This window comes from Paracoccus zhejiangensis, from assembly GCF_002847445.1.
GTDB classification, from domain to species: domain Bacteria; phylum Pseudomonadota; class Alphaproteobacteria; order Rhodobacterales; family Rhodobacteraceae; genus Paracoccus; species Paracoccus zhejiangensis.
The window spans coordinates 258022-279523 of the sequence record NZ_CP025430.1 but is presented as its reverse complement, the minus strand read 5'-3'; the positions used below and the strand labels follow the sequence as shown (position 1 = coordinate 279523).

The 21502-nt window shown below is 67.0% G+C and carries 25 protein-coding genes and 1 tRNA gene; 8 read left to right on the top strand and 18 right to left on the bottom strand.

The genetic code is table 11. The features are described from left to right. Positions 1-267: 267 nt before the first annotated feature. From CX676_RS01425 to CX676_RS01410, 4 genes are all read left to right on the top strand, one after another. Positions 268-447, top strand: a complete 180-nt coding sequence (locus CX676_RS01425; RefSeq protein ID WP_101751027.1) for a hypothetical protein — start codon at positions 268-270, stop codon at positions 445-447. Continuing rightward, a complete protein-coding gene (locus CX676_RS01420) occupies positions 437-1096 on the top strand; it encodes a DUF1638 domain-containing protein (RefSeq protein WP_101751026.1) in 660 nt (219 codons plus the stop codon). The genes CX676_RS01425 and CX676_RS01420 overlap by 11 nt, the downstream gene beginning before the upstream one ends. Positions 1097-1178: 82 nt before the next feature. Next, on the top strand, positions 1179-2228 hold the full coding sequence (gene nadA / locus CX676_RS01415) for a quinolinate synthase NadA (RefSeq protein ID WP_101751025.1): 1050 nt from the start codon (positions 1179-1181) through the stop codon (positions 2226-2228). A gap of 2 nt (positions 2229-2230) precedes the next feature. Beyond that, positions 2231-3808, top strand: coding sequence for an L-aspartate oxidase (locus tag CX676_RS01410; protein WP_101751024.1), 1578 nt, complete (start codon positions 2231-2233; stop codon positions 3806-3808). 198 nt (positions 3809-4006) lie between these two features. Here CX676_RS01410 and CX676_RS01405 read toward each other — a convergent pair whose 3' ends face one another. Beyond that, the gene (locus CX676_RS01405) at positions 4007-4600 is read right to left on the bottom strand and encodes an HNH endonuclease (RefSeq protein ID WP_101751023.1); all 594 of its coding nucleotides are present in this window, start codon (positions 4598-4600) and stop codon (positions 4007-4009) included. Positions 4601-4783: 183 nt separating this feature from the next. Here CX676_RS01405 and CX676_RS01400 point away from each other — a divergent pair, with 183 nt between their 5' ends. Then, the gene (locus CX676_RS01400; protein WP_101751022.1) at positions 4784-5227 is read left to right on the top strand and encodes a VOC family protein; all 444 of its coding nucleotides are present in this window, start codon (positions 4784-4786) and stop codon (positions 5225-5227) included. Here the strand turns inward: CX676_RS01400 and CX676_RS01395 are convergent. The 7 genes from CX676_RS01395 to CX676_RS01365 form a co-directional block, all read right to left on the bottom strand. Further along, the gene (locus CX676_RS01395; RefSeq protein ID WP_101751021.1) at positions 5224-6294 is read right to left on the bottom strand and encodes a 2'-deoxycytidine 5'-triphosphate deaminase; all 1071 of its coding nucleotides are present in this window, start codon (positions 6292-6294) and stop codon (positions 5224-5226) included. The two genes, CX676_RS01400 and CX676_RS01395, sit on opposite strands and share 4 nt — an antisense overlap. 57 nt (positions 6295-6351) lie before the next feature. Then, positions 6352-6429: transfer RNA gene (locus tag CX676_RS01390), tRNA-Pro, on the bottom strand. Between the two features lie 83 nt (positions 6430-6512). Continuing rightward, on the bottom strand, positions 6513-7163 hold the full coding sequence (locus tag CX676_RS01385; RefSeq protein ID WP_101751020.1) for a MerR family transcriptional regulator: 651 nt from the start codon (positions 7161-7163) through the stop codon (positions 6513-6515). 14 nt (positions 7164-7177) lie between these two features. Continuing rightward, positions 7178-7480: an integration host factor subunit alpha gene (gene ihfA, locus CX676_RS01380; protein ID WP_101751019.1), complete on the bottom strand. Its 303-nt coding sequence runs from the start codon at positions 7478-7480 to the stop codon at positions 7178-7180. Positions 7481-7614: 134 nt separating this feature from the next. Further along, positions 7615-8706 (bottom strand): TRAP transporter substrate-binding protein DctP, encoded by a 1092-nt coding sequence (gene dctP / locus CX676_RS01375; RefSeq protein WP_101751018.1) that lies wholly within the window; start codon positions 8704-8706, stop codon positions 7615-7617. Positions 8707-8740: 34 nt separating this feature from the next. Next, positions 8741-10072 (bottom strand): TRAP transporter large permease, encoded by a 1332-nt coding sequence (locus tag CX676_RS01370; RefSeq protein WP_198590255.1) that lies wholly within the window; start codon positions 10070-10072, stop codon positions 8741-8743. After that, positions 10062-10583: a TRAP transporter small permease subunit gene (locus CX676_RS01365; protein WP_101754063.1), complete on the bottom strand. Its 522-nt coding sequence runs from the start codon at positions 10581-10583 to the stop codon at positions 10062-10064. The genes CX676_RS01370 and CX676_RS01365 overlap by 11 nt, the downstream gene beginning before the upstream one ends. 141 nt (positions 10584-10724) lie before the next feature. Here CX676_RS01365 and CX676_RS01360 point away from each other — a divergent pair, with 141 nt between their 5' ends. Continuing rightward, the gene (locus CX676_RS01360; RefSeq protein ID WP_101751017.1) at positions 10725-10994 is read left to right on the top strand and encodes a DksA/TraR family C4-type zinc finger protein; all 270 of its coding nucleotides are present in this window, start codon (positions 10725-10727) and stop codon (positions 10992-10994) included. A gap of 213 nt (positions 10995-11207) precedes the next feature. Here the strand turns inward: CX676_RS01360 and CX676_RS01355 are convergent, their stop codons facing one another. Genes CX676_RS01355 through rpmF form a run of 3 tightly spaced genes read right to left on the bottom strand, consistent with a single transcriptional unit; the run spans position 11208 to position 13539 of the window. Beyond that, positions 11208-12194 (bottom strand): beta-ketoacyl-ACP synthase III, encoded by a 987-nt coding sequence (locus tag CX676_RS01355; protein ID WP_101751016.1) that lies wholly within the window; start codon positions 12192-12194, stop codon positions 11208-11210. Continuing rightward, entirely contained in the window at positions 12191-13312 is a 1122-nt protein-coding gene (gene plsX, locus CX676_RS01350) for a phosphate acyltransferase PlsX (protein WP_101751015.1), read from the bottom strand. Before plsX ends, CX676_RS01355 begins: the two co-directional genes overlap by 4 nt. A gap of 20 nt (positions 13313-13332) precedes the next feature. Then, positions 13333-13539 carry a 50S ribosomal protein L32 gene (gene rpmF / locus CX676_RS01345; protein WP_101751014.1) on the bottom strand — a complete coding sequence of 69 codons (207 nt, stop codon included), beginning with the start codon at positions 13537-13539 and terminating at the stop codon, positions 13333-13335. 265 nt (positions 13540-13804) lie between these two features. On the opposite strand from rpmF, the gene CX676_RS01340 reads away from it, so the two are divergent. Then, on the top strand, positions 13805-15076 hold the full coding sequence (locus CX676_RS01340) for a cation:proton antiporter (protein ID WP_101751013.1): 1272 nt from the start codon (positions 13805-13807) through the stop codon (positions 15074-15076). 6 nt (positions 15077-15082) lie between these two features. On the opposite strand, the gene CX676_RS01335 is transcribed toward CX676_RS01340, so the two are convergent. Then, complete coding sequence (locus CX676_RS01335) at positions 15083-15616, bottom strand: YceD family protein (protein WP_101751012.1); 534 nt, start codon at positions 15614-15616, stop codon at positions 15083-15085. Positions 15617-15743: 127 nt separating this feature from the next. Between CX676_RS01335 and CX676_RS01330 the strand changes: the two genes are divergently transcribed. After that, complete coding sequence (locus tag CX676_RS01330) at positions 15744-16187, top strand: outer membrane protein assembly factor BamE (protein WP_101751011.1); 444 nt, start codon at positions 15744-15746, stop codon at positions 16185-16187. 23 nt (positions 16188-16210) lie between these two features. On the opposite strand, the gene CX676_RS01325 is transcribed toward CX676_RS01330, so the two are convergent. From CX676_RS01325 to CX676_RS01300, 6 genes are all read right to left on the bottom strand, one after another. Further along, positions 16211-17332 carry a THUMP domain-containing class I SAM-dependent RNA methyltransferase gene (locus CX676_RS01325; RefSeq protein ID WP_101754062.1) on the bottom strand — a complete coding sequence of 374 codons (1122 nt, stop codon included), beginning with the start codon at positions 17330-17332 and terminating at the stop codon, positions 16211-16213. A 64-nt stretch (positions 17333-17396) separates the two neighbouring features. Next, positions 17397-17600, bottom strand: a complete 204-nt coding sequence (locus CX676_RS01320; RefSeq protein ID WP_232816552.1) for a hypothetical protein — start codon at positions 17598-17600, stop codon at positions 17397-17399. A 9-nt stretch (positions 17601-17609) separates the two neighbouring features. Next, entirely contained in the window at positions 17610-18305 is a 696-nt protein-coding gene (gene scpB, locus CX676_RS01315; protein ID WP_408634471.1) for an SMC-Scp complex subunit ScpB, read from the bottom strand. Between the two features lie 9 nt (positions 18306-18314). Next, a complete protein-coding gene (locus tag CX676_RS01310) occupies positions 18315-19139 on the bottom strand; it encodes a segregation and condensation protein A (protein WP_101751010.1) in 825 nt (274 codons plus the stop codon). Positions 19140-19224: 85 nt separating this feature from the next. Next, positions 19225-20223: a glycoside hydrolase family 3 N-terminal domain-containing protein gene (locus tag CX676_RS01305; protein WP_101751009.1), complete on the bottom strand. Its 999-nt coding sequence runs from the start codon at positions 20221-20223 to the stop codon at positions 19225-19227. Continuing rightward, complete coding sequence (locus CX676_RS01300) at positions 20220-21422, bottom strand: SPOR domain-containing protein (RefSeq protein ID WP_232816551.1); 1203 nt, start codon at positions 21420-21422, stop codon at positions 20220-20222. The genes CX676_RS01305 and CX676_RS01300 overlap by 4 nt, the downstream gene beginning before the upstream one ends. Between the last annotated feature and the right edge of the window lie 80 nt (positions 21423-21502).

The following is a 21502-nucleotide window of genomic DNA, read 5'->3' as shown; positions in this document are numbered from 1 at the left end:
TGCAGAAACTATCAGGGAATATGCCACGGGTTTATCTTTTGGGAAATTTGATTCAATTAACACATGTTAATTTGTCGCAGATTTTCACATATTCAATTTATAATTGCAAAGGCTGATCGAAAGTCGCGGCGGCGCCATTCCGAACCGCCCCGACCAGACGCGACCGGCAAGGACCCGCCCATCCGCAACGTCACCCCAACAAATGAACCACAATCGCAGACTCGGCCTTTTCATCCCGCCTGCCCGGCCCCATATTGGTGGGGCAAGATGAGTGAGGACATCATGCCGCTGCCGCATTTCCTGGTGATGATCGCCGCTGTTATCCTGGCCGCCGCCCTGACCATCTGGGCGAGCCTGTCTGCGGGTATTCCGCTGGTCGCACTGGCGCTGATCGCGCTCACGGGGGCAGCGGTGCTGCACCTGTCGATGCGGGACAATGAAGGCTGAGATCCAAGACCTGACCCCGGCCGAGAACGCCACCCTGCCCCGCACGCTGCTCTTGGCCTGCGGTGCCTTGGCGCGCGAGATCCTGGCGGTGCGCGAGGCCAATGGCTGGGCGCATATGGACCTGCATTGCCTGCCCGCCGACCTGCACCTGCGCCCCGAGCGCATTCCCGACGCGGTCGAGGCCGCGCTGGAAAAGCATGGCGCCGATTATGACAAGGCCATCGTCGTCTATGCCGATTGTGGCACCGGCGGGCTTCTGGAGGCGCGCTGCAAGGCGCTGGGGGTCGAGATGATCCCGGGGCCGCATTGCTATGCGTTCTTCGACGGGATCGAGGACCATGCCGCCCGTCAGGACGAAGAATTCACCGCCTTCTTCCTGACCGATTTCCTGGTCCGGCAGTTCGACGCCTTCGTCTGGCGCGCCATGGCGCTGGATCGCCACCCCGAATTGCGCGACATCTATTTCGCCCATTACGAGCGGCTGATCTACTTGGCCCAGACCGATGACCCGGCGCTGGACGCCAAGGCCGAAGAGGCCGCCGCGCGGCTGGGTCTGGCCTACCAGCGGCGCAAGACCGGCTATGGCGACCTGCCGGGCGAGCTCGCACGGCTTGGCGCCGTCCCGAATTCCCGAGGCCCCGACCGGTGACGCTAGGTCAACTTGGCCCTTGGGTTTCCCGCGCAGACGGGCTAACCCGCTGCCACCCCTGCCCCCAATCGGAGTGCTGCCGTTGCTTGACCTGACCCATGTTCGCGCCGAACTGGCTGATCATTACGACCTCGCGCCCTCGCTGGACCTCGCGGAATCGATGTCAGATATCCACGAGAAGATGAAACGGGTGGTGCCCCTGCCCGATTGGGCCATCCACGCGCCCTATGTGAAGGCCATTCTGGAGCTGAAGCGCAGGCGCAATGCGGTGATCCTTGGCCATAACTACATGACGCCCGAGATCTATCATGGCGTGGCCGATTTCGTCGGTGACAGCCTGCAGCTGGCGATGAAGGCGACCGAGGTGGACGCCGATGTGATCGTGCAGGGCGGCGTGCATTTCATGGCCGAGACCTCGAAGATCCTCAGCCCCGAAAAGATCGTGCTGATGCCCGACATGGAGGCCGGTTGCAGCCTCGCCGAAAGCATCACCGCCGAGGGCGTGGCCCAGATGCGGGCGAAATATCCCGGCGCGCCGGTGGTCAGCTATGTCAACACCACCGCCGAGGTGAAGGCCGCATCCGACATCTGCTGCACCTCGGCCAATGCGCTGCAGATCGTCGATGCCATGCCGGGCGATACGGTCATCATGACCCCCGACCAGTTCCTCGCGCAGAACGTGGCGAACAAGTCGAAGAAGAAGGTCGTCTTCTGGGCCGGTTCCTGCATCGTGCACGAGCTTTACACCGCCGAGGACCTGCGCAGCCATCGCGCGCACAATCCCGGCATCAAGATCATCGCCCATCCCGAATGCACGCCGGAAGTGGTGGCCGAGGCCGATTTCACCGGCTCGACCAAGGGCATCATCGACTGGGTGCATCAGAACCAGCCGCAGCAAGCCATGCTGGTCACCGAATGCTCGATGGCGGCGAACATCGCCGACGAGCTGCCGGGGGTGAATTTCGCCAAGACCTGCAACATGTGCCCCTATATGAAGAAGATCACGCTGGAGAAGATCCTCTGGGTGCTGCACAGCATGGAAAACCAGGTCCATGTCGATCCGGCCGTGGCTGACCGCGCGCGGCTGGCGGTACAGCGGATGATCGACCTGTCGCGCAAGCTGGGTCTCTGACGCTGGTGGCGCAACAGCGGATCGCGACCGATCGCGTCATCATCGTCGGCGCCGGGCTGGGGGCGCTTTACGCCGCGCTGAAGCTGGCGCCGCGCCCGGTGGTGATGATCTCGCCCGAGCGACTTGGGAGCGGTGCCAGTTCAGCCTGGGCGCAGGGCGGGGTGGCGGCGGCGATGGCGCTGGCCGACAGCCCCGACAGCCATGCCGAGGACACAGAGCGCGCCGGTGCGGGCATCGTCGATGCCGAGGTTGCCCGGCGGGTGACGCGCGAGGCGCGCGAACATATCCTTGACCTGACCAGCCTCGGCACGCCCTTCGACCGGGGCGCGGATGGTGGCTACGTCCTGTCGCGCGAGGCGGCACACAGCTTCGCCCGCGTCGTGCGGGTCAAGGGCGATCAGGCTGGCGCCGCGATCATGGCCGCGCTGATCGAGCAGGTCCGCGACACACCCTCGATCCAGGTGCTGGAAGGCACGATGGCGGTGGCGCTGGACATGACCGCAGGCCGCGTGACCGGCGTGGTGATCCAGTCCGCCGATGCCGATGGCTCCGTACCGGTCCTGCTGCAAGGCCCTGCTGTGCTACTGGCGGGGGGCGGCTCGGGCGGGCTTTACGCGCTGACCACCAACCCGCCACGCATTCGGGGTCAGGTGATCGGCATGGCCGCGCGGGCGGGGGCCGAGATCGCCGATGCGGAATTCGTGCAATTCCACCCGACCGCGATGGATGTGGGCGAGGACCCGGCGCCCCTGGCGACCGAGGCGCTGCGCGGCGAGGGCGCGGTGCTGATCAACCGCGACGGCGACCGCTTCATGCGGGCGGTTCATCCCGATGCCGAACTGGCGCCGCGCGATGTCGTGGCCCGCGCGATCTTCGCCCAGACACAGGCCGGCAAGCGCCCGATGCTCGATACCCGCGCGGCACTTGGCCAACGCATCCTGACGCAGTTCCCCGCCGTGGCCTCGGCCTGCGCGCGCAATGGCATCGACCCGGTGACGGATGCGATCCCGGTGGCCGCCGCCGCGCATTACCACATGGGCGGCATTGCCACCGACGCGCAGGGCCGTGCCTCGCTGCCCGGTCTCTGGGTCTGCGGCGAGGCCTCCTCGACCGGGCTGCACGGGGCAAACCGTCTGGCCTCGAACGGTCTTTTGGAGGCGCTGGTCTATGCCCGCATCTGCGCTGTGGATATCGCCGAGGCTTTGCCCGAGCGGACGGATGCCGCGCCGGTCGCGGTCAGCTTTGTGGCAGGCGGCAGGGCCTCGGACCCCGAGGCGGTCAGCCAGCTGCGCCACACGATGACCGATCTCGTCGGCGTGGTCCGCAGCGGCGAAGGGCTGCGCGAGGCGCTGCGGCGGATCGCGGCGCTGGAACGGGCGGCGGGCGATGACCCGAATTTCCTGAACATGACTGCCACGGCGACCCTGATCGCGGCGGCGGCGCTGCTGCGCGATGAAAGCCGGGGGGCGCATTGTCGGTCCGATTTCCCGGAGCCTGCGCCCGGCCCCGGCAAACGCTCGCGCCTGACGCTCGCGCACGCGATGGCTGTTCGCAGCGAGGTGAGCGAGGCGCGGGCTTAGCGGAATGCCGACAGAGGGCGCGCGCCGGCCCGTGGGATGGCGCCGCCGACGCCTCGCCAGTTCCCTTTATGGTGCCAAGTCCCTCCTGCCCTCGACCGTCTCGCCAGCGGCACCAAAGCGCCAGCCCGGGGGACGGGCAGGCGCTCGCCCGGGCCGCTTGCGCGGCGCATCCGGGCGGGGTCATCGCTCAACCGGCTGTCAGCTTTCCAGCTCGGCATCCCAGTAGAGGAAATCCATCCAGCTCTCATGCAGGTGGTTCGGCGGGAAGCGGCGGCCATGGGCGTGCATCTCCTCGCTGGTCGGGCAGCGCGGCTGGCGGCGCAGGCTCATGCCGGAATGGCGCAGCGACTTGTTGGCCTTCTTCAGGTTGCAGGGCGAACAGGCGGCGACCACGTTCTCCCACGAGGTAATCCCCCCGCGCGAGCGCGGCACCACATGATCAAAGGTTAGGTCGCCCTTGCCACCGCAATACTGGCAGGAAAATTCGTCCCGCAGAAAAAGATTGAAGCGCGTGAATGCCACGCGCTTCCTGGGTCTCACATAATCCTTCAGAACGACAACCGAGGGTATCCGGAAGGCCTGTCGCTGACTTCGGACCACCTCGTCATATTCGGCCAGAATGCTGACCCGGTCCAGGAAGACCGCCTTGATCGCCTCTTGCCAGGGCCAGAGCGACAGTGGGTAGTAGGAGAGCGGACGGTAATCGGCGTTCAGGACCAGTGCCGGGTGATGGCGCAGGCTGGCGGGCTCGCGCACGAAATGGGTCCTGAAATCACCGTGGTCGTCCAGCATAGGCGCCTTCCCATCTGCCCCTTCAGGCGGTTTCGGGGCAAAGCTTCGATCCGATACGATGACTATATATCGCGTCGGAAATCTGACAAGCCCCTGCATGTATTGGTGCCCAAGGAATAGCCTGCGGCTGTGACAGGCGCATGACGCATTGCGGCATCTCGTCCCCCGTGGCAGGCTGGGAAGATGAGCGAGACCTCTGCCATTCCGCCGCAGCTCGGCACGCTGGAATCAGCGCTTTACGTCGATGATCTCGACGCGGCGGTGGGGTTCTGGCAGGGCGTCATCGGTCTGCCCTGCTTCCAGCGGGTGCCGAACCGTCATGCCTTCTTCCGTGTCGCGGAAAGCCCCCGGCCACAGGTGCTGCTGGTGTTCCGCGCCGAGGTGACCGAGCATCCACCCGCCCCTGACGCCCGCTTGCCGGTGCCGCCGCATGGGACGCGCGGTCCGGGGCATTACTGCCTTGCCGCCGCGCCCGAGACGCTGGACCGCTGGCGCACGCATCTGGAAGCCGCAGGCATCGCCATCGAGGCGGATTTCCACTGGCCGAACGGCGCGCGCTCGATCTATTTCCGCGATCCGGCAGGCAATTCGATCGAGATTGCCGACCCGGCCATCTGGACCGCTTAGGCGAACTGTTTCGCCAGCTTCAGCCCCTGCCCCTGGTAGTTCGACTTGATCCCCTCGCCATAGAGCCGTTCGGGCCGCTCGGCCATGCGCTCATAGACCAGACGGCCGACGACCTGCCCGTGTTCAAGCACGAAGGGCGCCTCGTGGCAGCGCACTTCCAGCACGCCCCGCGCACCGTGGCCGGCCTCGCCCACGCCGAAGCCGGGATCGAAGAAGCCGGCATAATGCACCCGGAACTCGCCCACCATCGCCAGATAGGGGGCCATCTCGGCGGCGTAATCAGGGGGAATCGCCACCGCCTCGCGGCTGACGAGTATGTAGAAGGCACCGGGATCGAGGATCAGCCGGCCCTCGGTCGTGTGCAGCTGGTCCCAGAACTCGCGCGCGTCATAGGCGCCGATCCGGTCCAGGTCGACGACGCCGCTATGCGGCTTGGCGCGGTAACCGACCAGATCACCCGTCTCGGGGCGCAGATCGACGGAAAAGCCCAGCCCCTGATCGATCAGCGCCGGGCCGCCGGTCACGAGGGGCTGCGCCTCGTTCAATGACACCAGTTCGGGATCGGTCAGCACCGCCTGCCCCTCGCGCAGCCGCAGCTGGTTCAGCCGCATCCCCGGCCGCACCAGCACGCTGAAACTGCGCGGGCAGATCTCGGCATAGATCGGGCCGTCATAGCCCTCGGGCAGCCGGTCAAACTCGGTGCCGTCATCGGTCACCAGCCGGGTCAGCAGGTCCAGCCGCCCGGTCGAGGATTTGGCATTGGCAACGGCGGTCAGCCCCTTCGGCAGGGCCAGACGCTCCATCAGCGGCACCAGATAGACGCAGCCGCGTTCCAGCACGGCACCATCGGTCAGGTCCATCTGGTGCATCTGGAAATCCGGCAGCCTTTCCATCACCCGCCGGCCCTTGCCGGTCAGGAAGCTGGCGCGCAGGCGATAGGCAGTGGTGCCAAGCCGCAGGTCAAGGCTGGCAGGCTGGATCTGTTCGGGGATGATCGCGGGGCTGGCGGAAATCGCGCCCTCGGCGATCAGCGCCTTGATCCGCGTGTCAGGAAGGACGCCGTTCATCAGAAACCCCCGGATAAGCGAACGCCCACCCCCGCAAGGGGATGGGCGTTTTCGGAATGGTCGGGCCGGAGAGATTCGAACTCTCGGCCTTCCGCCCCCCAGACGGACGCGCTAACCAGGCTGCGCCACGGCCCGACGCCGGCCATATAGATCGAAGCGGACGGGCAGCACAAGGGCCGGAAGGCGGAAAAATCATGCCGGCCAAACATCTCGTCTGATCAATAGTGATCGGCGATGGCGTCCAGCAGCCGCAGCGCCTGCTCGAGCGCCCGATCGGGCAGATGCGAGCCGCCCGGATGGGCACGCAAAGCCCCGTTGGCGCGGGTCAGTTCACCAAGCCAACCGGCCTGCCGGGCATCGACGGGGCTGGCCTTGGCAGCTGAGGCAGGCGCGGTAACGGCATCTTCGGGGAAAAGCGGCAGCGGGCCGGGGGCATGACCCGCCGGGCGCTTGCGGTTGCGCGCACGCGGGCCACGGGCGGGCTCGTCCTGTTCCGACAGGCTGGCGGCCGTCTGCTCGGCGGCGGGTGGCCGGGCGGCAGGCGTCTCGACCACCGCCGTCTCCTCGGCCTCCTCGGCTTCCAGCACCTCGCCCAGCTTCAGCGCGCCGCGCGCCCGGACCGATTCCCCGCGATCCTTGGCCAGCAGTTTCTTGGCACCGCGGATGGTCAGCCCCTCGTCGCGCAGCACCTCGCAGAGGCCGGCGGCAAGTCGCACGTCGTCGGGTCGGTAATAGCGGCGGCCATCGCCACGCTTCATCGGCTTCAGCAGGCTGAACTGCGTCTCCCAATAGCGCAGGACATGCGGCGCGACTCCGATCAGCTTGGCGACCTCGCCGATGGACCGGAATGCCTCTGCGCCCTTGGCCATGTGTCAGGAGATCCTCAGCTCTTGTTGCCTGCCGCAACGCGATCCTTCATCAGATGCGAGGGCCGGAAGGACAGAACGCGGCGCGGGGTGATCGGCACCTCTTCCCCGGTCTTGGGGTTGCGGCCGATGCGTTCGTTCTTGTCGCGGACCGAGAAGGTGCCGAAGGACGAGATCTTGACCTGATGACCCGACACCAGCGCATCCGAGATATGACCCAGCACGCTTTCCACAAGCTGCGCCGATTCATGTCGCGACAGACCGACTTCGCGGAAAACGGCCTCGGCCAGATCCATTCGTGTCAGCGTCTTTTCACTCATACCTGCACCCTGTCGATTGCATCCATGATTGTTCGGTTTCGCATGGCCTGTCAACAATCGGGGCGGAGGAATCGTTCCCCCGCCCCTTGGTTTTCCGTTGATTTTGCGCGGTTTACCGCCGCGTCACGCCCAAATCACCCGGCGCAGGCCTGAATCTTGGCGAGGTCGGGGCCGTTCGGCGAGCGGCCCAGATTGTAGGGCGCCGAAGCATCCCGCCATTGGCTATAGTCCTGCAGGTAGGTGATCATGCTGGCATAGACTTTCGCCGAGAGGGGATTCTCGCAGGCGGCTTCCTCGATCGTCTCGTTGGCGAGCGTCTGAATGTTTTCCAGCGTCGCATCATCCAGACGGGTGATCTCGGTGCCGGCATTCTTGAACTCGGCATAGGCTTCGGTGGCGCGCTTCTCGGTGAAGGCCAGCGACCACAGAAGGTTGGCCGAGGCCGCGACCTTCAGCGTCTCCTGCACTTCCGGCGTCAGGGCATCCCAGCTGGCCTTGTTGATCATCACGCCGAAGACCGAGGCCGACTGGTGCCAGCCCGGGGTGGACCAGTACTTGGTCACCTGCTGGAAGCCGCCCGACCAGTCGACGTTCGGGGTCGAGAATTCGGCCCCGTCGATCACGCCGCGCTCCAACGACTGGTAGATCTCGCCGCCGGCCATGCTGACCTGGTTGCCGCCCAGCTTCTCCAGCAGTTTACCCTGCTCATAGCCCGAGAGACGCAGGCGCAGGCCCTTCAGGTCCTCGGTGGTCTGGATCGGCTTGTCGACGGTGCGGAAACCCGATTCGTTGTTGGTCACGCCGTAAGGCAGGTAGACCATGCCGAACTTGCCATAGACCTCGTTGTAAAGCTCGGCCCCGCCCCATTCCTGGATCCAGTTGATGTAATCGACGGCGTTGAACAGCGCCGAAGTGGTCGCCAGTGGCGAGAAGGCACTGTCGCGGCCCGCCCAATAGCCCGGCCAGTCGCCGCCCGCCTGAATGGTGCCCGATTCGACCGCGCCGAAAACCTCGCCCGCGGGGACCAGCGAACCGCCCTCGAAGAACTCGATGTTCAGCTGATCATCGGGGATCATGTCATTGGCAAGCTTGACGAAATGCTTGTCGATCTCGACCAGCTCGAGGCTCGACGGCCAGGTCGAGGTCATTTGCCAGGTCTCGGCCATGGCCGGCGCGGCGGCCAGCGTCACGGCGGCCAGCGCGGCCCCGGTCATCATCTTTTTCATTGTTACCTCCTTGTTGAATTCAGTTGCCCGGCCCTCACGAGGCCGGACCGTAAAGCGTTGTCGGCAGCCAGCTGACCAGCGCCGGGAACAGGATGATCAGGCCGCACATCACCAGCACCAGCAGGATGAAGGGCAGAACGCCGCGGATGATGTCGCCGGTCGAGACCTCGGGTGGCGCGATCGCCCGCATGTAGAACAGCGCATAGCCGAAGGGCGGCGACAGGAAGCTGGTCTGCAGGACCACCGCCATCAGGATCACGAACCACAGGGGATCGATGCCCATCTCGCTGACCAGGGGCAGGAAGATCGGGAAGGACAGCAGCACGATCCCGGTCCAGTCGAGGAACATGCCGAGGATGAACACCACCAGCAGCATCACCGCCACCAGCGTATAGGGATCATCGGCCAGCCCGCGGATCAGGTCCTGGCTGGCGCGCAGCCCCCCGGTGATGTTGAAGACGCCGGTAAAGGCGGTGGCGCCGACGACGATGAAGAGGATCATCGCGCTGGTGCGGCCGGTTTCCAGCAGCGCCGAGTAGAAGGTGCGCCATTCGAAGCGGCCGCGGAAGATCACGATCAGCAGCGCCAGTGCCGCGCCGATGGCGCTGGCCTCGGTCGCCGTGGCGATTCCCGCCAGCATCGAACCGAGGATGCCGAGGATCAGGACCAGCGGCGGCACCGCCTCGATCAGCAGCATCTTCCACAGCTCGCCCCGGCTGATCTGCTCCTCGTCCTTCACCGGCGGCGCCCATTCCGGCCGGACCCAGGCGATGACGGCGACATAGAGTGCGTACATCAGGCCCAAGAGGACCCCCGGGATCATCGCCCCGGCGAACAGCTGCCCGACCGACAGGCCCGGCGCATAGGAAGCCATCAGGATCAGCATGATCGAGGGCGGGATCAGGATGCCAAGGCAGCCCGAGGCGCCGATGAGCCCGGTCGCCAGCCGCTTGTCATAGCCGTATTGCAGCATCGGCCGCAGCGCCATCATGCCCATGACGGTGATCGAGGCGCCGATGATGCCGGTGGTCGCGGCCAGCAGGATCGAGATGAACACCACGGCGAGACCCAGGCCGCCGGTCACGCGCGCCATCAGGTGGCGCAGCGCCTCGAACATCCGGTCGGTGACGCCGCTGTCGCTGAGAAAGCGCGCCATCAGCACGAACAGCGGGATGGCGATCAGCACGTAATTGTCCAGCACATCGCCGAAGATGCGGTTGATGACGATGCCCAGCACCATCGGCTTGCCGGCGATGAAGGCCCCCAGCACCGCCGTGCCGCCGAGAACGAAGGCCAGCGGGTGACCCATGAACAGGCCAAGCACCAGCATCCCGGCCATGATCAGGCCGATCGTTTCACCGGACATCAAGCGCCTCCTCGGGGTCGGGGGTATTGGTCCGGTTCAACACCAGCTTCAGGAATTCGCTGATCCCCTGGATCAACAGCAGCGCCGCAGCCGCGGCCATGGCGAGCTTCAGCGGATAGACCGGCAGCGAGACCGCGCCATAGGTCACCTCGCCCTGCCGCCACGAGGTCATGGCGAATTTCCAGCTTTCGCGCAGGAAGATCACCGCGAAGGGGAAGAAGAAGATCAGATAGCCAAGCGCCTCGACCAGCCGGCGCGCTCCCGACCCCAGCCGCGCGGTGACCAGATCGACCCGCACATGTGCCTGGTGACGCAGGGCATAGCCGCCCAGCATGATGAAATAGAAGCCGTAAAGCTGCTTGGTCACGTCGAAGGCCCAACGGGTCGGGTCGCCGAAGACGTAGCGCATGACGACATCATAGATGATGATCCCGGCAAACAGGATCGCCACGACCGAGACGATGCGGCCGACGACCTCATTGATGCCGTCGATCAGACGGATGATGGGCAAGATGTCCTCCCTCGCGCGGTCGTTGCTCGCCGCGTTTCGCTGCAGAGACTGCAAGGGGGGCGCGGGGCTGTCAACCGCTCGCGGGGCCTGTTTGCGCTAAGGGTCGGCAATACCTATCTTTGCAGGAAGAAGGAGAGAGCCATGGCCGGTGGATGGGCGCAGGACGGCGCGGTAAACGAACAGATCGAGGTCTCGACGCAGGAAGCGATCGAGCGGATGCGGGCGCGGCAGCGGCAGGGCGGCGAAAGCGCCGAGTTCTGCGTGGATTGCGACGAGCCGATCCCCGAGGCGCGACGCCAAGCGGTGCCGGGGGTGCAGCTCTGCATCGACTGCCAGCAGGGGCGTGACAAGAGCTTCAAGGCCGTGGGCGGGATCAACCGGCGCGGCAGCAAGGATTCGCAGCTGAAATAGGGTTGGGCCGCAGACCCTGCCCGATGCGCGGGCTGCAAGCCCGCCGGGCAGCGCGCGACCGCCCCACGGGCGCGCGCTTCGGTGCCGATCCACGCCGAACAGCCGTTCGATGCGGCGGCGCCATAAAGGTTCTCAGCACAAGCGCCGGCAGCGCGCACCCGCGGTCGCGCGCTGCCCTGCGTTGGTTCGCTCGAAAAGGTCAGATGGTCGCGCCTACCAGCGCAGGATCACCGAGCCCCAGCTCAGCCCGCCGCCGATCGCCTCGGTGACGATCAGGTCGCCCGGCTTGAACCGCCCCTGCGAGGCGGCAACCGAAAGGGCCAGCGGGATCGAGGCGGCCGAGGTATTGCCGTGATCCGAGACCGTCAGCACCACCTTCTCCATCGGCAGGTCCATCTTCTGCGCGGTGGAGGTGATGATCCGCATATTGGCCTGATGCGGGACCAGCCAGTCGACGTCAGTCGTGCTCAGCCCGGCCTTGTCCAGCGCGGTATGCGCGGTCTTGGCCAGCTTCTCGACTGCATGGCGGAAGACCAGATTGCCCTGCATCCGCAGGTGCCCGGCCGTGCCGGAACTGCTGACGCCGCCATCAACGTAAAGCAGGTCACGATATTGCCCGTCGCTGTTCAGGTCGGTCGCCAGGATGCCCCGGTCGGCATTGGTCCCATCGCCCTCGGCGGCCTCCAGCACCACGGCCCCTGCCCCGTCGCCGAACAGCACGCAGGTCGAGCGGTCGGTCCAGTCCATGATCCGGCTGAAGGTCTCGGCGCCGATGACCAGCACGCGATCCGCCTGATGGCCGCGGATCAGCCCCTCGGCATTGGCCAGCGCGAAGACGAAGCCGGCGCAGACCGCCTGCACGTCGAAGGCAAAGCCACGGGTCATGCCCAGCCCGGCCTGCACCATCGTCGCCACCGCCGGGAAGGTCAGGTCGGGGGTCGAGGTCGCCACCACGATGGCGTCGATATCGTCGGGCTGAAGCCCCGCATTCTCCAGCGCCGCCTTGGCGGCGCGGATCGCGAGATCGCTGGTGGTCTGACCCTCGGCCGCGAAATGCCGCCGCTCGATGCCGCTGCGCGAGCGGATCCAGTCATCGGTGGTGTCCAGCTTGTCCTCGAACCAGCTGTTCTCGACCACGCGCTCGGGCAGGTAATGCCCGGTTCCCCGGATCACGGCGCGACGGGTGGCTTTGCCGGTCATGTTGCGGCCCCTTTTTCACTCGACTCGCCGCCCTCGGCCTGCGCCACGGCAACGCTTTGGGCCACGCGCGCGGCCAGACGGTCCTGGAAGCCCGACTTCGCCAGCTGGAAGGCCAGCTTGATCGCCGCCGAGATGCCGGTGGCATCGGCCGAGCCATGCGACTTGACCACGGTGCCGTTGAGGCCAAGGAAGACCCCGCCATTCACCCGGCGTGGATCGATGCGCTTTTGCAGCCGCTTCAGCGAGGTCATCGCCAGAAGCGCCGCGAATTTCGACATGAAGGAATTGGCGAAGGCCTCGCGGAGGAAATCACCGACCAGCTTTGCGGTGCCCTCGCCGGTCTTCAGCGCGATATTGCCGGTAAAGCCGTCTGTCACGATCACATCGGCGCGGGCCGAGGGCAGATCACCCCCCTCGACAAAGCCGACATAGGCAAAGCCGCCGGTGGCTGCCGCCTGCCCGATCAGCTCATGCGCCTCTTTCAGCTCGGCCCGGCCCTTGTGTTCTTCGGTGCCGACGTTCAGCAGCCCGACACGCGGGTCGGGCACGCCAAGGCCGTTCCGGGCATAGGAGGCGCCCATCATCGCGTATTGCAAGAGGTCCGGCGCATCGGCGCGGATATCGGCGCCCACGTCCAGCATGATGTTGAAGCCCGACGGGTTGCGCGAGGGCCAGAGGCAGGCGATGGCCGGCCGGTTCACCCCGGGCAGCTTGCGCAGCCGGATCATCGACAGCGCCATCAGCGCGCCGGTGTTGCCGCAGGAGACGGCGACGGTGGCCTCGCCCTGCTTGACCGATTCGATCGCCGACCACATCGAGGTGCCTTCGCCCTTGCGCACGATCTGGCTGGGCTTGTCGTCCATCGTCACCACGCCCGAGGCGTGGCGGATGTCGCAGCGTTCGGCCAGACCGCGCCGCTTGTCGATCAGCCGTTTCAGCAGATCGCCATCGCCATGGACGATGAAGCGGATCTCTGAGTTCTTCTCGGCGCTTTCGGCGATGCCGGCGACGACGGCGGCGGGGCCACGATCGCCCCCCATCGCGTCAACCGAAATCACCACGCTGCCCCCGGATGCAGGGGCGCGCGGGCCGGGGCTTTGCGCGTCTGGTGCCGTCATCGATCGACGAAACGGGCGGCTTACGCCGCGTCGTCGTCCAGCTCGATCTCGTTGGCCTGCGCGACCACTTCACGGTCGGCGTAATGGCCGCAGGACGGGCAAACGTGGTGCGGGCGCTTCAGCTCGCCGCAATTGGTGCACTCGTTCGGGTTGCCAGCGACCAGCGCATCATGGGCGCGGCGCATGTTGCGGCGGGAACGGGTAACGCGATTCTGAGGGACAGCCATGTCACAACCTCGGTTTTTGGCGGGCGCGCACGAAGGCGGTTCCGGTGTTAGTCTGAATTCATGAACGAACCGCGCCAATACGCCATGACGACCGGGCCTGCAAGGCCATTCCGCTGGAAGCGGATTGTCGGCCGGTGGGCTTGTGGGCCGTCCGGGTGAACGGTCGAGGTAAGCGATGCCTTGCCCTCACGCAAGGGTAAACTGGGCGGCACCCCGCGAAATCCCGCTTGCCGACGGATGTGCCACAGGGCCATGCTCGGCCCCCATGACGATGAGCTACGAAATCTTCCTCGCCATGCTGGGATTCGGCGTCCTCGGCGCCGCGATCCTGCCGGCGCTGTCTCGCTCTCTGGGCTGGGCGGTGCCGATCTCGATCCCGATCGCCTGCCTCTTCGGGGGAATCGGTGTGGGCCTGGTCTTTCGGGACATGCCGGTCATCGACCCGATCCGCCAGGGTGTGCTGGTCCAGCGCATCACCGAACTGGCGGTGATCCTGTCGCTGACCGGCGGCGGGCTTAAGCTGGACCGCCGCATGGGCTGGCGCAGCTGGGCCTCGACCTGGCGGCTTCTGGCGCTGACCATGCCGCTCTGCATCCTCGGACTTGCAGCACTTGGCTATGGGCTTCTGGGCCTGCCGCTGGCCGCCGCGCTGCTCCTCGGCGCGGTGATGGCGCCGACCGATCCGGTGCTGGCCGCCTCGGTGCAGGTCGGCCCGCCCGGCGAGGCGGAAGAGGCCGAGGCGCGCTTTGCCCTGACATCCGAGGCCGGGCTGAATGACGGGCTGGCCTTTCCCTTCGTCTTCCTGGCCATCGCCGCCACCGCCGACCGCATGGCCGAGACCGGCCAGCCCGGCGACGAGGGCAGTTTCGATCCGCCGGTGCTGTGGGAATGGCTGGCCTATGATGTCGGCTGGAAGATCGCCGCCGGCTTGCTGATGGGCTGGCTCATCGGCCGCTTCCTTGGCTGGGCGGTATTCCGGCTGGCACCGCGCCGGGGCGTGCCGGACGCCTTTCTGGCGCTCGGCCTGACGCTGTTTGCCTATAGCCTGACCGAGATGGTGCATGGCTATGGCTTCATCGCCGTCTTCATCGCCGCGCTCAGCTTTCGCCGGTCCGAGCGCGACCACGCCGTCCACCGCGACCTGCATCACTTTGTCGAGCAGACCGAGATGATCTTCCTGATCGGCGTGGTCTTCGTCACCGGCATCGCCATCGGCCAGGGGATTCTCGCGCCGCTCGGCCTCACCGGCCTGATCGTGGCGGCGCTGTTCCTGATCGTCATCAGGCCCGTCGCCGGCTGGCTCTCACTGGCCGGGCTGGGCCTGCCGCGGGGCGAGCGTTTTGCCATCGCCGCGCTTGGCATCCGCGGCGTCGGCTCGATGTATTACCTCGCCTACGGGCTGAACCACGCGCCCTACAGCATCGAGTCGGGGCAGCTGCTCTGGGCCATCGTGGCGCTGATCGTGGCCTCCAGCGTCATCCTGCACGGCATCGGTGCGCCGCGGCTGATGGCGCGGCTGGCCGAGCGGCAGCGATAGGCCGCGTTATTGCGGGCGCTTCTTCAGCAGGTCCCCCAGACCGGCAAAGGGCTTCTTGCGGTCATCCTCATCACCGGCCTCGGACTCGTCTTCAGCCTCGGGCAGTTCCGCCCCGTCCGCACGGGGATAGAGCGGCAGCGCCAGCGCCAGCGCCTCGATCATCACCGCGCCGGCATCGATGAACTGGCCGAGGGGCTCCATCTCGTCATCCGGCATTTCGATCTCTTCCTCGGTCGGCGCGGTCATGTGCGGCGAAAAGATGCGCCGCACCTCTTCGTCGATCGGGCTTTCGACCGGGGCCATGGTCACCACGCAGGGCTGCACCACCCGCGCGGTCAGGCGGCAGGTCAGCACCCAGGCGTCATTGCCGCGCGCCACCACCTCGCCCTTGAAGCGCAGGGCCGGCAGGTCCAGCAGGTCCAGCTCGGCAGCGATGGCGGCGCGGGCTGCGGCATCGGGCTCAAGGTCCAGCGGATTGGGCGCGCGCGGATTCAGATGCGCCACACGCAGACGATGGGCAAAGGAGGGTGTCGCGGTCATTCTTCTGTCTTTCGCATCAATGGGGCGCTTTGCCCACCTTGCGCCTTATTCTTGAGCGCAGGTGCCGAGTTTGCTAAGCCGGGTCGGCGGCGTCAACCGAACTGCCGGAAATGAGGGACCAAAATTCATGTCAGCCATTCGGCAGTTTCTGATTCTGGCGGTTCTCGCCATCGCCGCCTGTGCTCCGGTCTATCGCAATCACGGCTATATTCCGCCCGAGAACGATCTGGCCCAGGTCGTCGTCGGCCAGACCACCGTTGATGAGCTGCCCGGACTGATCGGCCGCCCCAGTTCGCAAGGGCTGCTGACCGGATCGGGCTGGTACTATGTCGGCTCGCGCTGGCGGCACTATGGCCCCTACGAGCCGGACGAGATCACCCGTCAGGTCGTCGCCGTGACCTTTGGCGAGACCGGCACCGTCGCCAATATCGAACGCTTCGGGCTGGAGCGTGGCCGGGTCGTGGTTCTGTCGCGCCGCGTGACCGATTCGGGCGTGGGCGAGATCTCGTTGATCCGTCAACTGATGGGCAACCTCGGCAACTTCAGCGCCGGCCAGCTGATCGACGAGTGATCGGCTGAAAGTTGCGGGCGGCATCAGCCGCCCAAGATCCCCGTCTGCCACAGCCTCACCTTCAGCCCGCCATGGGCGACGATCGGGCCGGGCGGCAAGAAGGGCAGCCCGGTCGCCTTGGCCAGCCCCGCCTCGCTGGTGACGATACCGACGCGCCAGCCGGCGAGTCGGCTGCGCAGCACCTCGCCCATATTGGCATGAAGCCCGAAAAGCGGCCCCTTGTTGCCGACCCGCGCGCCATAGGGCGGGTTGATGATGACGATGCCCGCCGGCCCCTCGGGGCGCTGCAGATCGGCGATGGCGCCCTGCGCAAAGCCGGTCCAGTCCGCCACCCCTGCCCGCTCGGCATTGGCAAGGCTCATTCGCACCGCGCCGGCATCGCGGTCGCTGCCGGTGAACCGCGCGGTGGGCGCATGCGGGGTCACGCCGGCACGCAGGGCCTGCCACGCCGCCGCATCGAAATTCGCCAGCAGCTCGAAGGCAAAGCTGCGGCTGCGCCCCGGTGCCATGCCCGCCGCCATCCCGGCCGCCTCGATGACAAAGGTGCCCGAGCCGCACATCGGGTCCAGCACCGGCTGGCTACCGTCAAAGCCCATCTCGCGCAGGAACATCGCCGCCATGGTCTCGCGCATGGGCGCCTTGGCCACGGCCTGCTTGTGGCCGCGCTTGTGCAGCGATTCCCCGGTCGTATCGAGGCTGATGGTGCAAAGATCATCCTCGATCCGCACCTTCACAGTGACCGAGGGATCGGTGGCCTCGGGCTTGGCAATGGTGGCGCCCAGTTCCTCGACCAGCGCCCGCTCGATCCGCTGGGTGATGGCCCCGGCGTGATAGACGCGGCTGGCCTTGCTGCTGGCCTCGACCCGCACCGGCACCTCGGGACGCAGCCAGTCGGCCCAGGGGAACTTGCGGGCCCGCTTGTCGAGCTGCGCCAGGTGCATCGCCCGGAAACTGCCGACGCGCGCCAGAACCCGCGTCGCGCCGCGCAGCATCAGGTTCGCGCGCATCACGTCGCGCCACGGACCCGAGACGGTGACGCCGCCGGGCTGGATAGCAGGCGTCCAGCCCAATTCGCGCGCCTCGGCCGCCAGCGGTGCTTCAAGGCCGGGTGTGGCGACAAGGAAGATTTCGAATGTGTCTGTCATGGCCGAGGCCATAGAGGGGATTCGCGCGAACGGCTATCCCCCATGCGTGTCAGGGCCGCTGCGGCTACTTCCCCAGCCGCCGGGTGATTCTGGCGGCCTGACGGGCGCGCTTCACCGCGTCGCGGGTCACCTTGGCCTGCTGGCGGCTGGCCGGGGTGGATTTCCCGCCGCTGCCGCGCTTGGCCAGATGGTTGATGCCCTTGTTGATGCCGCGATTGGTCAGACGGTTGACCAACTGGCGCAGGAACTGGTTCAGAAAGCCGCTCATGGCGATGCCCTATTCATCCTCGAAAAGATCGTCTGCCGGCGATCCGTCCTCCATTTCCTCCTCTTCGTCGCGCAAGGCAAGAGGCACGTTGAAGCCGCCTTCGGGCGGGCGGCTGTCCAGCAGTCCGGCAGCGCGCAACTCGGCCAGACCCGGCAGGTCGCGGGCCGATTCCAGCCCGAAATGATCAAGGAAAGTCTCGGTCACCACGAAGGTCGCCGGCCGGCCCGGGGTCATGCGGCGGCGGCCCATGCGCACCCAGTCCATCTCGATCAACTGATCCAGCGTGCCGCGGCTGACAGCGACGCCCCGGATCTCCTCGATCTCGGCGCGGGTGACCGGCTGGTGATAGGCGATGATGGCCAGCGTCTCGGTCGCGGCGCGGGACAGGCGGCGGCTGTCCACCGTCTCGGTTTGCATCAGGAAACTGAGATCCGGCGCGGTGCGGAAGGCCCAGGCATCGCCGATCCGTTCCAGCACGACGCCCCGATCCTGGTAGCGCACGGCCAGCGCCCGCACCGCCTCGGCCGGGTCGCAGCCACGCGGCAGGCGGGCCGCCATCTCGCGCACGCTCATCGGGCCGGAACTGGCGAACAGCAGCGCCTCGACCATGCGTTCCTGCACCGCCAGAGGCGGCGGTGGAAACTCGCGCGGGTCGATCTCGTCGCCCGGCTGGGGATCGTCCCCGCTATCGCTGAAATCGCTCACTGCACTCACTTAATTGGGCTTGCGCCTTATCGTTATCGGGGAAAACGTCCCGTCCTGTTTCAACTCGAGCTGCCCCTGCCGCGCAAGCTCCAATGTCGCAGCGAAAGTGGCGGCGGTGGCCGAGCGGCGGCGCGCCGGATCGACCTCCCAGCCATCGGGCAGGAAATCCGCGAGCGCTGTCCAGTCGCCGGCATAGCCGATCATCTTGCGGACCCGGTCCAGCGCCTGCTCCATGGTGAAAACGCCCTTGCGGTCAAAGGCATAGGGGCGGAACTCATCCTTTGTGCGCAGCCGCGAATAGGCCCGCATCAGGTCGATCAGCCCGGCCTGCCATTCGGTGCGGCGCTTGCGGGCGACGGTTTCCGGCGCCCCACGCTGGAACCGGCTCTGCCCCAGCCGGTCGCGGCCCATCAGCCGGCTCGCGGCCTCGCGCATGGCCTGCAGGCGTTCCAGCTGGAAGGCCAGATGCGCCGCCATATCCTCGGCACTTGGCCCCTCGGCCTCGGGATCTGGCGGCAGAAGCAGCCGCGATTTCAGGAAGGCCAGCCAGGCGGCCATGACCAGATAATCGGCGGCCAGTTCGATGCGCAGCTTGCGGGCCTGTTCGACGAAAGCCAGATATTGCTCGGCCAGCTTCAGCACCGAGATCTTCATCAGATCGACCTTCTGCGTCCGCGACAGGGTCAGCAGCAGGTCCAGCGGCCCCTCGTACCCCTCGACATCGACGATCAGGGCCTCTTCGGCCCGGCGTTCGGCCACGGCATCGAAATCGTCCGCCCCCGAGCCATCGGGCACGGGCTTCAGATAGGGCACATCTTTGCCGGATCGGGACATGGCGGCCACCGTGAGCAGAAAGGCAGGCGTTCAGCGTCGGGCGAAGCGGGTCTCGAGTCAAGCTGGGTGATGGACCCGCCTTGCCTCAGGCCATCGCCGTTCCCGGCACCAGCGCCCGATACTCCGCCATGAGTGCCGCCTCATCCGCTGCCTCCGGCGCGCGGCGCATGGCCAGCGCGACCTCGGCCCGGCGGGTAGCATCAGCCGTCATCGCACCAGCTGCGGCCACGACCAGCTCCATCTCGGGCACGGTCTTGTTGCAATGCAAAACCAGGTCGACCCCGGCGGCGATGGCCGAGGCGGCACGTTCTGCCTCGGTCCCTTTCAGCGCCTGCATGGTGATGTCATCGGTCATCAGCAACCCGTCAAAGCCGATCCGCTCGCGAATGAGCCGGATCACCGCCGGCGAGGAGGTCGCCGGGCGGTCATCGCCGCTGGAGGGCACGCGGATATGCGCAGTCATGCCCATCGGCAGGTCGTTCAGCATCCGGAAGGGGGCGAAGTCGGTCTCGTCCAATTCGGCCAGCGGCGCATCCAGCAGGGGCGTCTCGTGATGGCTGTCGACCAGCGTGCGGCCATGGCCCGGCATGTGCTTCATCACCGGCAGGACGCCCGCGGCCAGCAACCCGTCGGCCACGGCGCGGCCAAGCCGGGCGATGGTCGCCGGGTCCTCGCCCAGACAGCGGTTGCGCAGGAACGGATGCGTGGTCGGCCCGGCAATATCCAGCGTGGGCGCGCAATCGCTGTCGATGCCCACGGCCTTGAGTTCCGCGCCGATCAGCCGATAGCTCAGCCACATCGCGCGTTCGCCCGCCCCGGCCTGTTCCAGCGGCGGCAGCCATTCGGCCCAATGCGGCGCGCGCAGGCGCTGCACCCGTCCGCCCTCCTGGTCGACGGTGATGACCGCATCGCGGCCCACGGCCTCGCGCAGATCGCCGGTCAGGCGGCGCAGCTGCTCGGGGCTTTCGACATTGCGGGCGAAGAGGATGAACCCCCAGGGATCGGCCGAGCGAAAGAAATCCCGCTCGGCTGCCGAAAGCTCGGTCCCGGCGATGCCGCCGAGAATCGTGGCGCTGTGGCTCATTGGGCAGTTGCGGGAATGCAGTCGGTCCCGGCGGCCTTGAGCTGGGCGCAGAAATCCTGTGCCTCGGCGCGCGATTCGAAACCGGCGACCCGCAGACGCCAGAAGGTGCGGCCATTGACCTCGTGCTTCTGGATCACCTGCCCCTTGCCGGCAAAGAGATTGCCGTACTTGCCCGACATGCGACCGAATTCACCTGCGGCCAGCGCGTCGCTGTCGAAGGCACCGATCTGCACCAAGGGCGCGCCCGAGGACACTTGAGCCGAGCGGCTCGGGGCCGGGGCCTGCGCCTCGGCCTGAGATTCGGCCAGCGCGGCTTCGGGACGGCGGGCGGGCGCATCGGCCTCGGCGGCCTGCACAGGGGCGGCAGCGGCGGGCGCGGCGGCCGCAACACTGCGGGTGCGCGGACGCGGCGCCGGACGGGTCGAGACGGCCAGCGACGACGGGCCAGCGGCCTGCGCCTGGGTCAGCGCCTCGCGGATGGCATCGGCCTGGGCCGGGGCGCCGGTCTCGTCGGTCACCACCTCGTTCACCGGGCCTTCGGCAGCCGGGGCGTCGGTCATGTTGGCGGCGGCGATCTGTTCCTCGGCCTCGGCCGAACCGGCCAGAGCCTGCTGGCGCTGCTGCTCGGCCAGAAGGGCTGCGGCTTCGGCCTCGGCGTCGGCACGGGCTGCGGCGGCGGCAGCCTCGCTGTCCTGCAGCGCGATCACGGCCTCGCTGTCGAAGGCGACGGGCAGGTCGGCCTCGGCAGGTTCGCGGGCGGTGGCGCCAAGCTGGCCCATGGCGACGTCGCTGTCATCCAGCGGCGTGGCCGACGGGGCAATGCCAACCTGATCGACCAGATCGGCCTCGGCCCCACCCGAAACGGTGTTGACGGCAAAGCCGGTATGGCCGGTCAGTTCGCCACCCGGATCGTCAGGCGTGGTGCGGGCCTCGCCGGCGACGGCCTTGATGACCGGAATGCCCGAGACATCGCGCATCACCAGCTGCCAGCCCCAGACCATCAGCCCGACCATCAGCGCGACCGAGACCAGCGCGCCCAGATAATGCGTCAGGCGGGCGATTCGGACCGACAGCCCGTCACCACCCGGATCGGCCGCATAGCGCGCCTCTTCGACGTCGAAGCCGTCATCGTCACGATAGGAGAATTCGCGCCGCTTGTCGCCACGCGAGAATACATGTCCGCCGTCGCGGAAATCCATCACTGCCATGCCTGCCTGCCCGCCGGTTGTCCCGGAATATAATTGTTAACTGCTCGTCTCGGCCCGGCGGCGACGGTCGT

Coding starts and splice junctions, on each gene's coding strand:
- CX676_RS01425 (WP_101751027.1), top strand. CDS start 268: ATGAGTGAGGACATCATGCCGCTGCCGCATTTCCTGGTGATGATCGCC.
- CX676_RS01420 (WP_101751026.1), top strand. CDS start 437: ATGAAGGCTGAGATCCAAGACCTGACCCCGGCCGAGAACGCCACCCTG.
- CX676_RS01405 (WP_101751023.1), bottom strand. CDS start 4,600: ATGCTGGACGACCACGGTGATTTCAGGACCCATTTCGTGCGCGAGCCC.
- CX676_RS01400 (WP_101751022.1), top strand. CDS start 4,784: ATGAGCGAGACCTCTGCCATTCCGCCGCAGCTCGGCACGCTGGAATCA.
- CX676_RS01395 (WP_101751021.1), bottom strand. CDS start 6,294: ATGAACGGCGTCCTTCCTGACACGCGGATCAAGGCGCTGATCGCCGAG.
- CX676_RS01385 (WP_101751020.1), bottom strand. CDS start 7,163: ATGGCCAAGGGCGCAGAGGCATTCCGGTCCATCGGCGAGGTCGCCAAG.
- ihfA (WP_101751019.1), bottom strand. CDS start 7,480: ATGAGTGAAAAGACGCTGACACGAATGGATCTGGCCGAGGCCGTTTTC.
- dctP (WP_101751018.1), bottom strand. CDS start 8,706: ATGAAAAAGATGATGACCGGGGCCGCGCTGGCCGCCGTGACGCTGGCC.
- CX676_RS01370 (WP_198590255.1), bottom strand. CDS start 10,072: ATGTCCGGTGAAACGATCGGCCTGATCATGGCCGGGATGCTGGTGCTT.
- CX676_RS01360 (WP_101751017.1), top strand. CDS start 10,725: ATGGCCGGTGGATGGGCGCAGGACGGCGCGGTAAACGAACAGATCGAG.
- CX676_RS01355 (WP_101751016.1), bottom strand. CDS start 12,194: ATGACCGGCAAAGCCACCCGTCGCGCCGTGATCCGGGGAACCGGGCAT.
- plsX (WP_101751015.1), bottom strand. CDS start 13,312: ATGACGGCACCAGACGCGCAAAGCCCCGGCCCGCGCGCCCCTGCATCC.
- rpmF (WP_101751014.1), bottom strand. CDS start 13,539: ATGGCTGTCCCTCAGAATCGCGTTACCCGTTCCCGCCGCAACATGCGC.
- CX676_RS01340 (WP_101751013.1), top strand. CDS start 13,805: ATGACGATGAGCTACGAAATCTTCCTCGCCATGCTGGGATTCGGCGTC.
- CX676_RS01335 (WP_101751012.1), bottom strand. CDS start 15,616: ATGACCGCGACACCCTCCTTTGCCCATCGTCTGCGTGTGGCGCATCTG.
- CX676_RS01330 (WP_101751011.1), top strand. CDS start 15,744: ATGTCAGCCATTCGGCAGTTTCTGATTCTGGCGGTTCTCGCCATCGCC.
- CX676_RS01325 (WP_101754062.1), bottom strand. CDS start 17,332: ATGACAGACACATTCGAAATCTTCCTTGTCGCCACACCCGGCCTTGAA.
- CX676_RS01320 (WP_232816552.1), bottom strand. CDS start 17,600: ATGAGCGGCTTTCTGAACCAGTTCCTGCGCCAGTTGGTCAACCGTCTG.
- CX676_RS01310 (WP_101751010.1), bottom strand. CDS start 19,139: ATGTCCCGATCCGGCAAAGATGTGCCCTATCTGAAGCCCGTGCCCGAT.
- CX676_RS01305 (WP_101751009.1), bottom strand. CDS start 20,223: ATGAGCCACAGCGCCACGATTCTCGGCGGCATCGCCGGGACCGAGCTT.
- CX676_RS01300 (WP_232816551.1), bottom strand. CDS start 21,422: ATGGATTTCCGCGACGGCGGACATGTATTCTCGCGTGGCGACAAGCGG.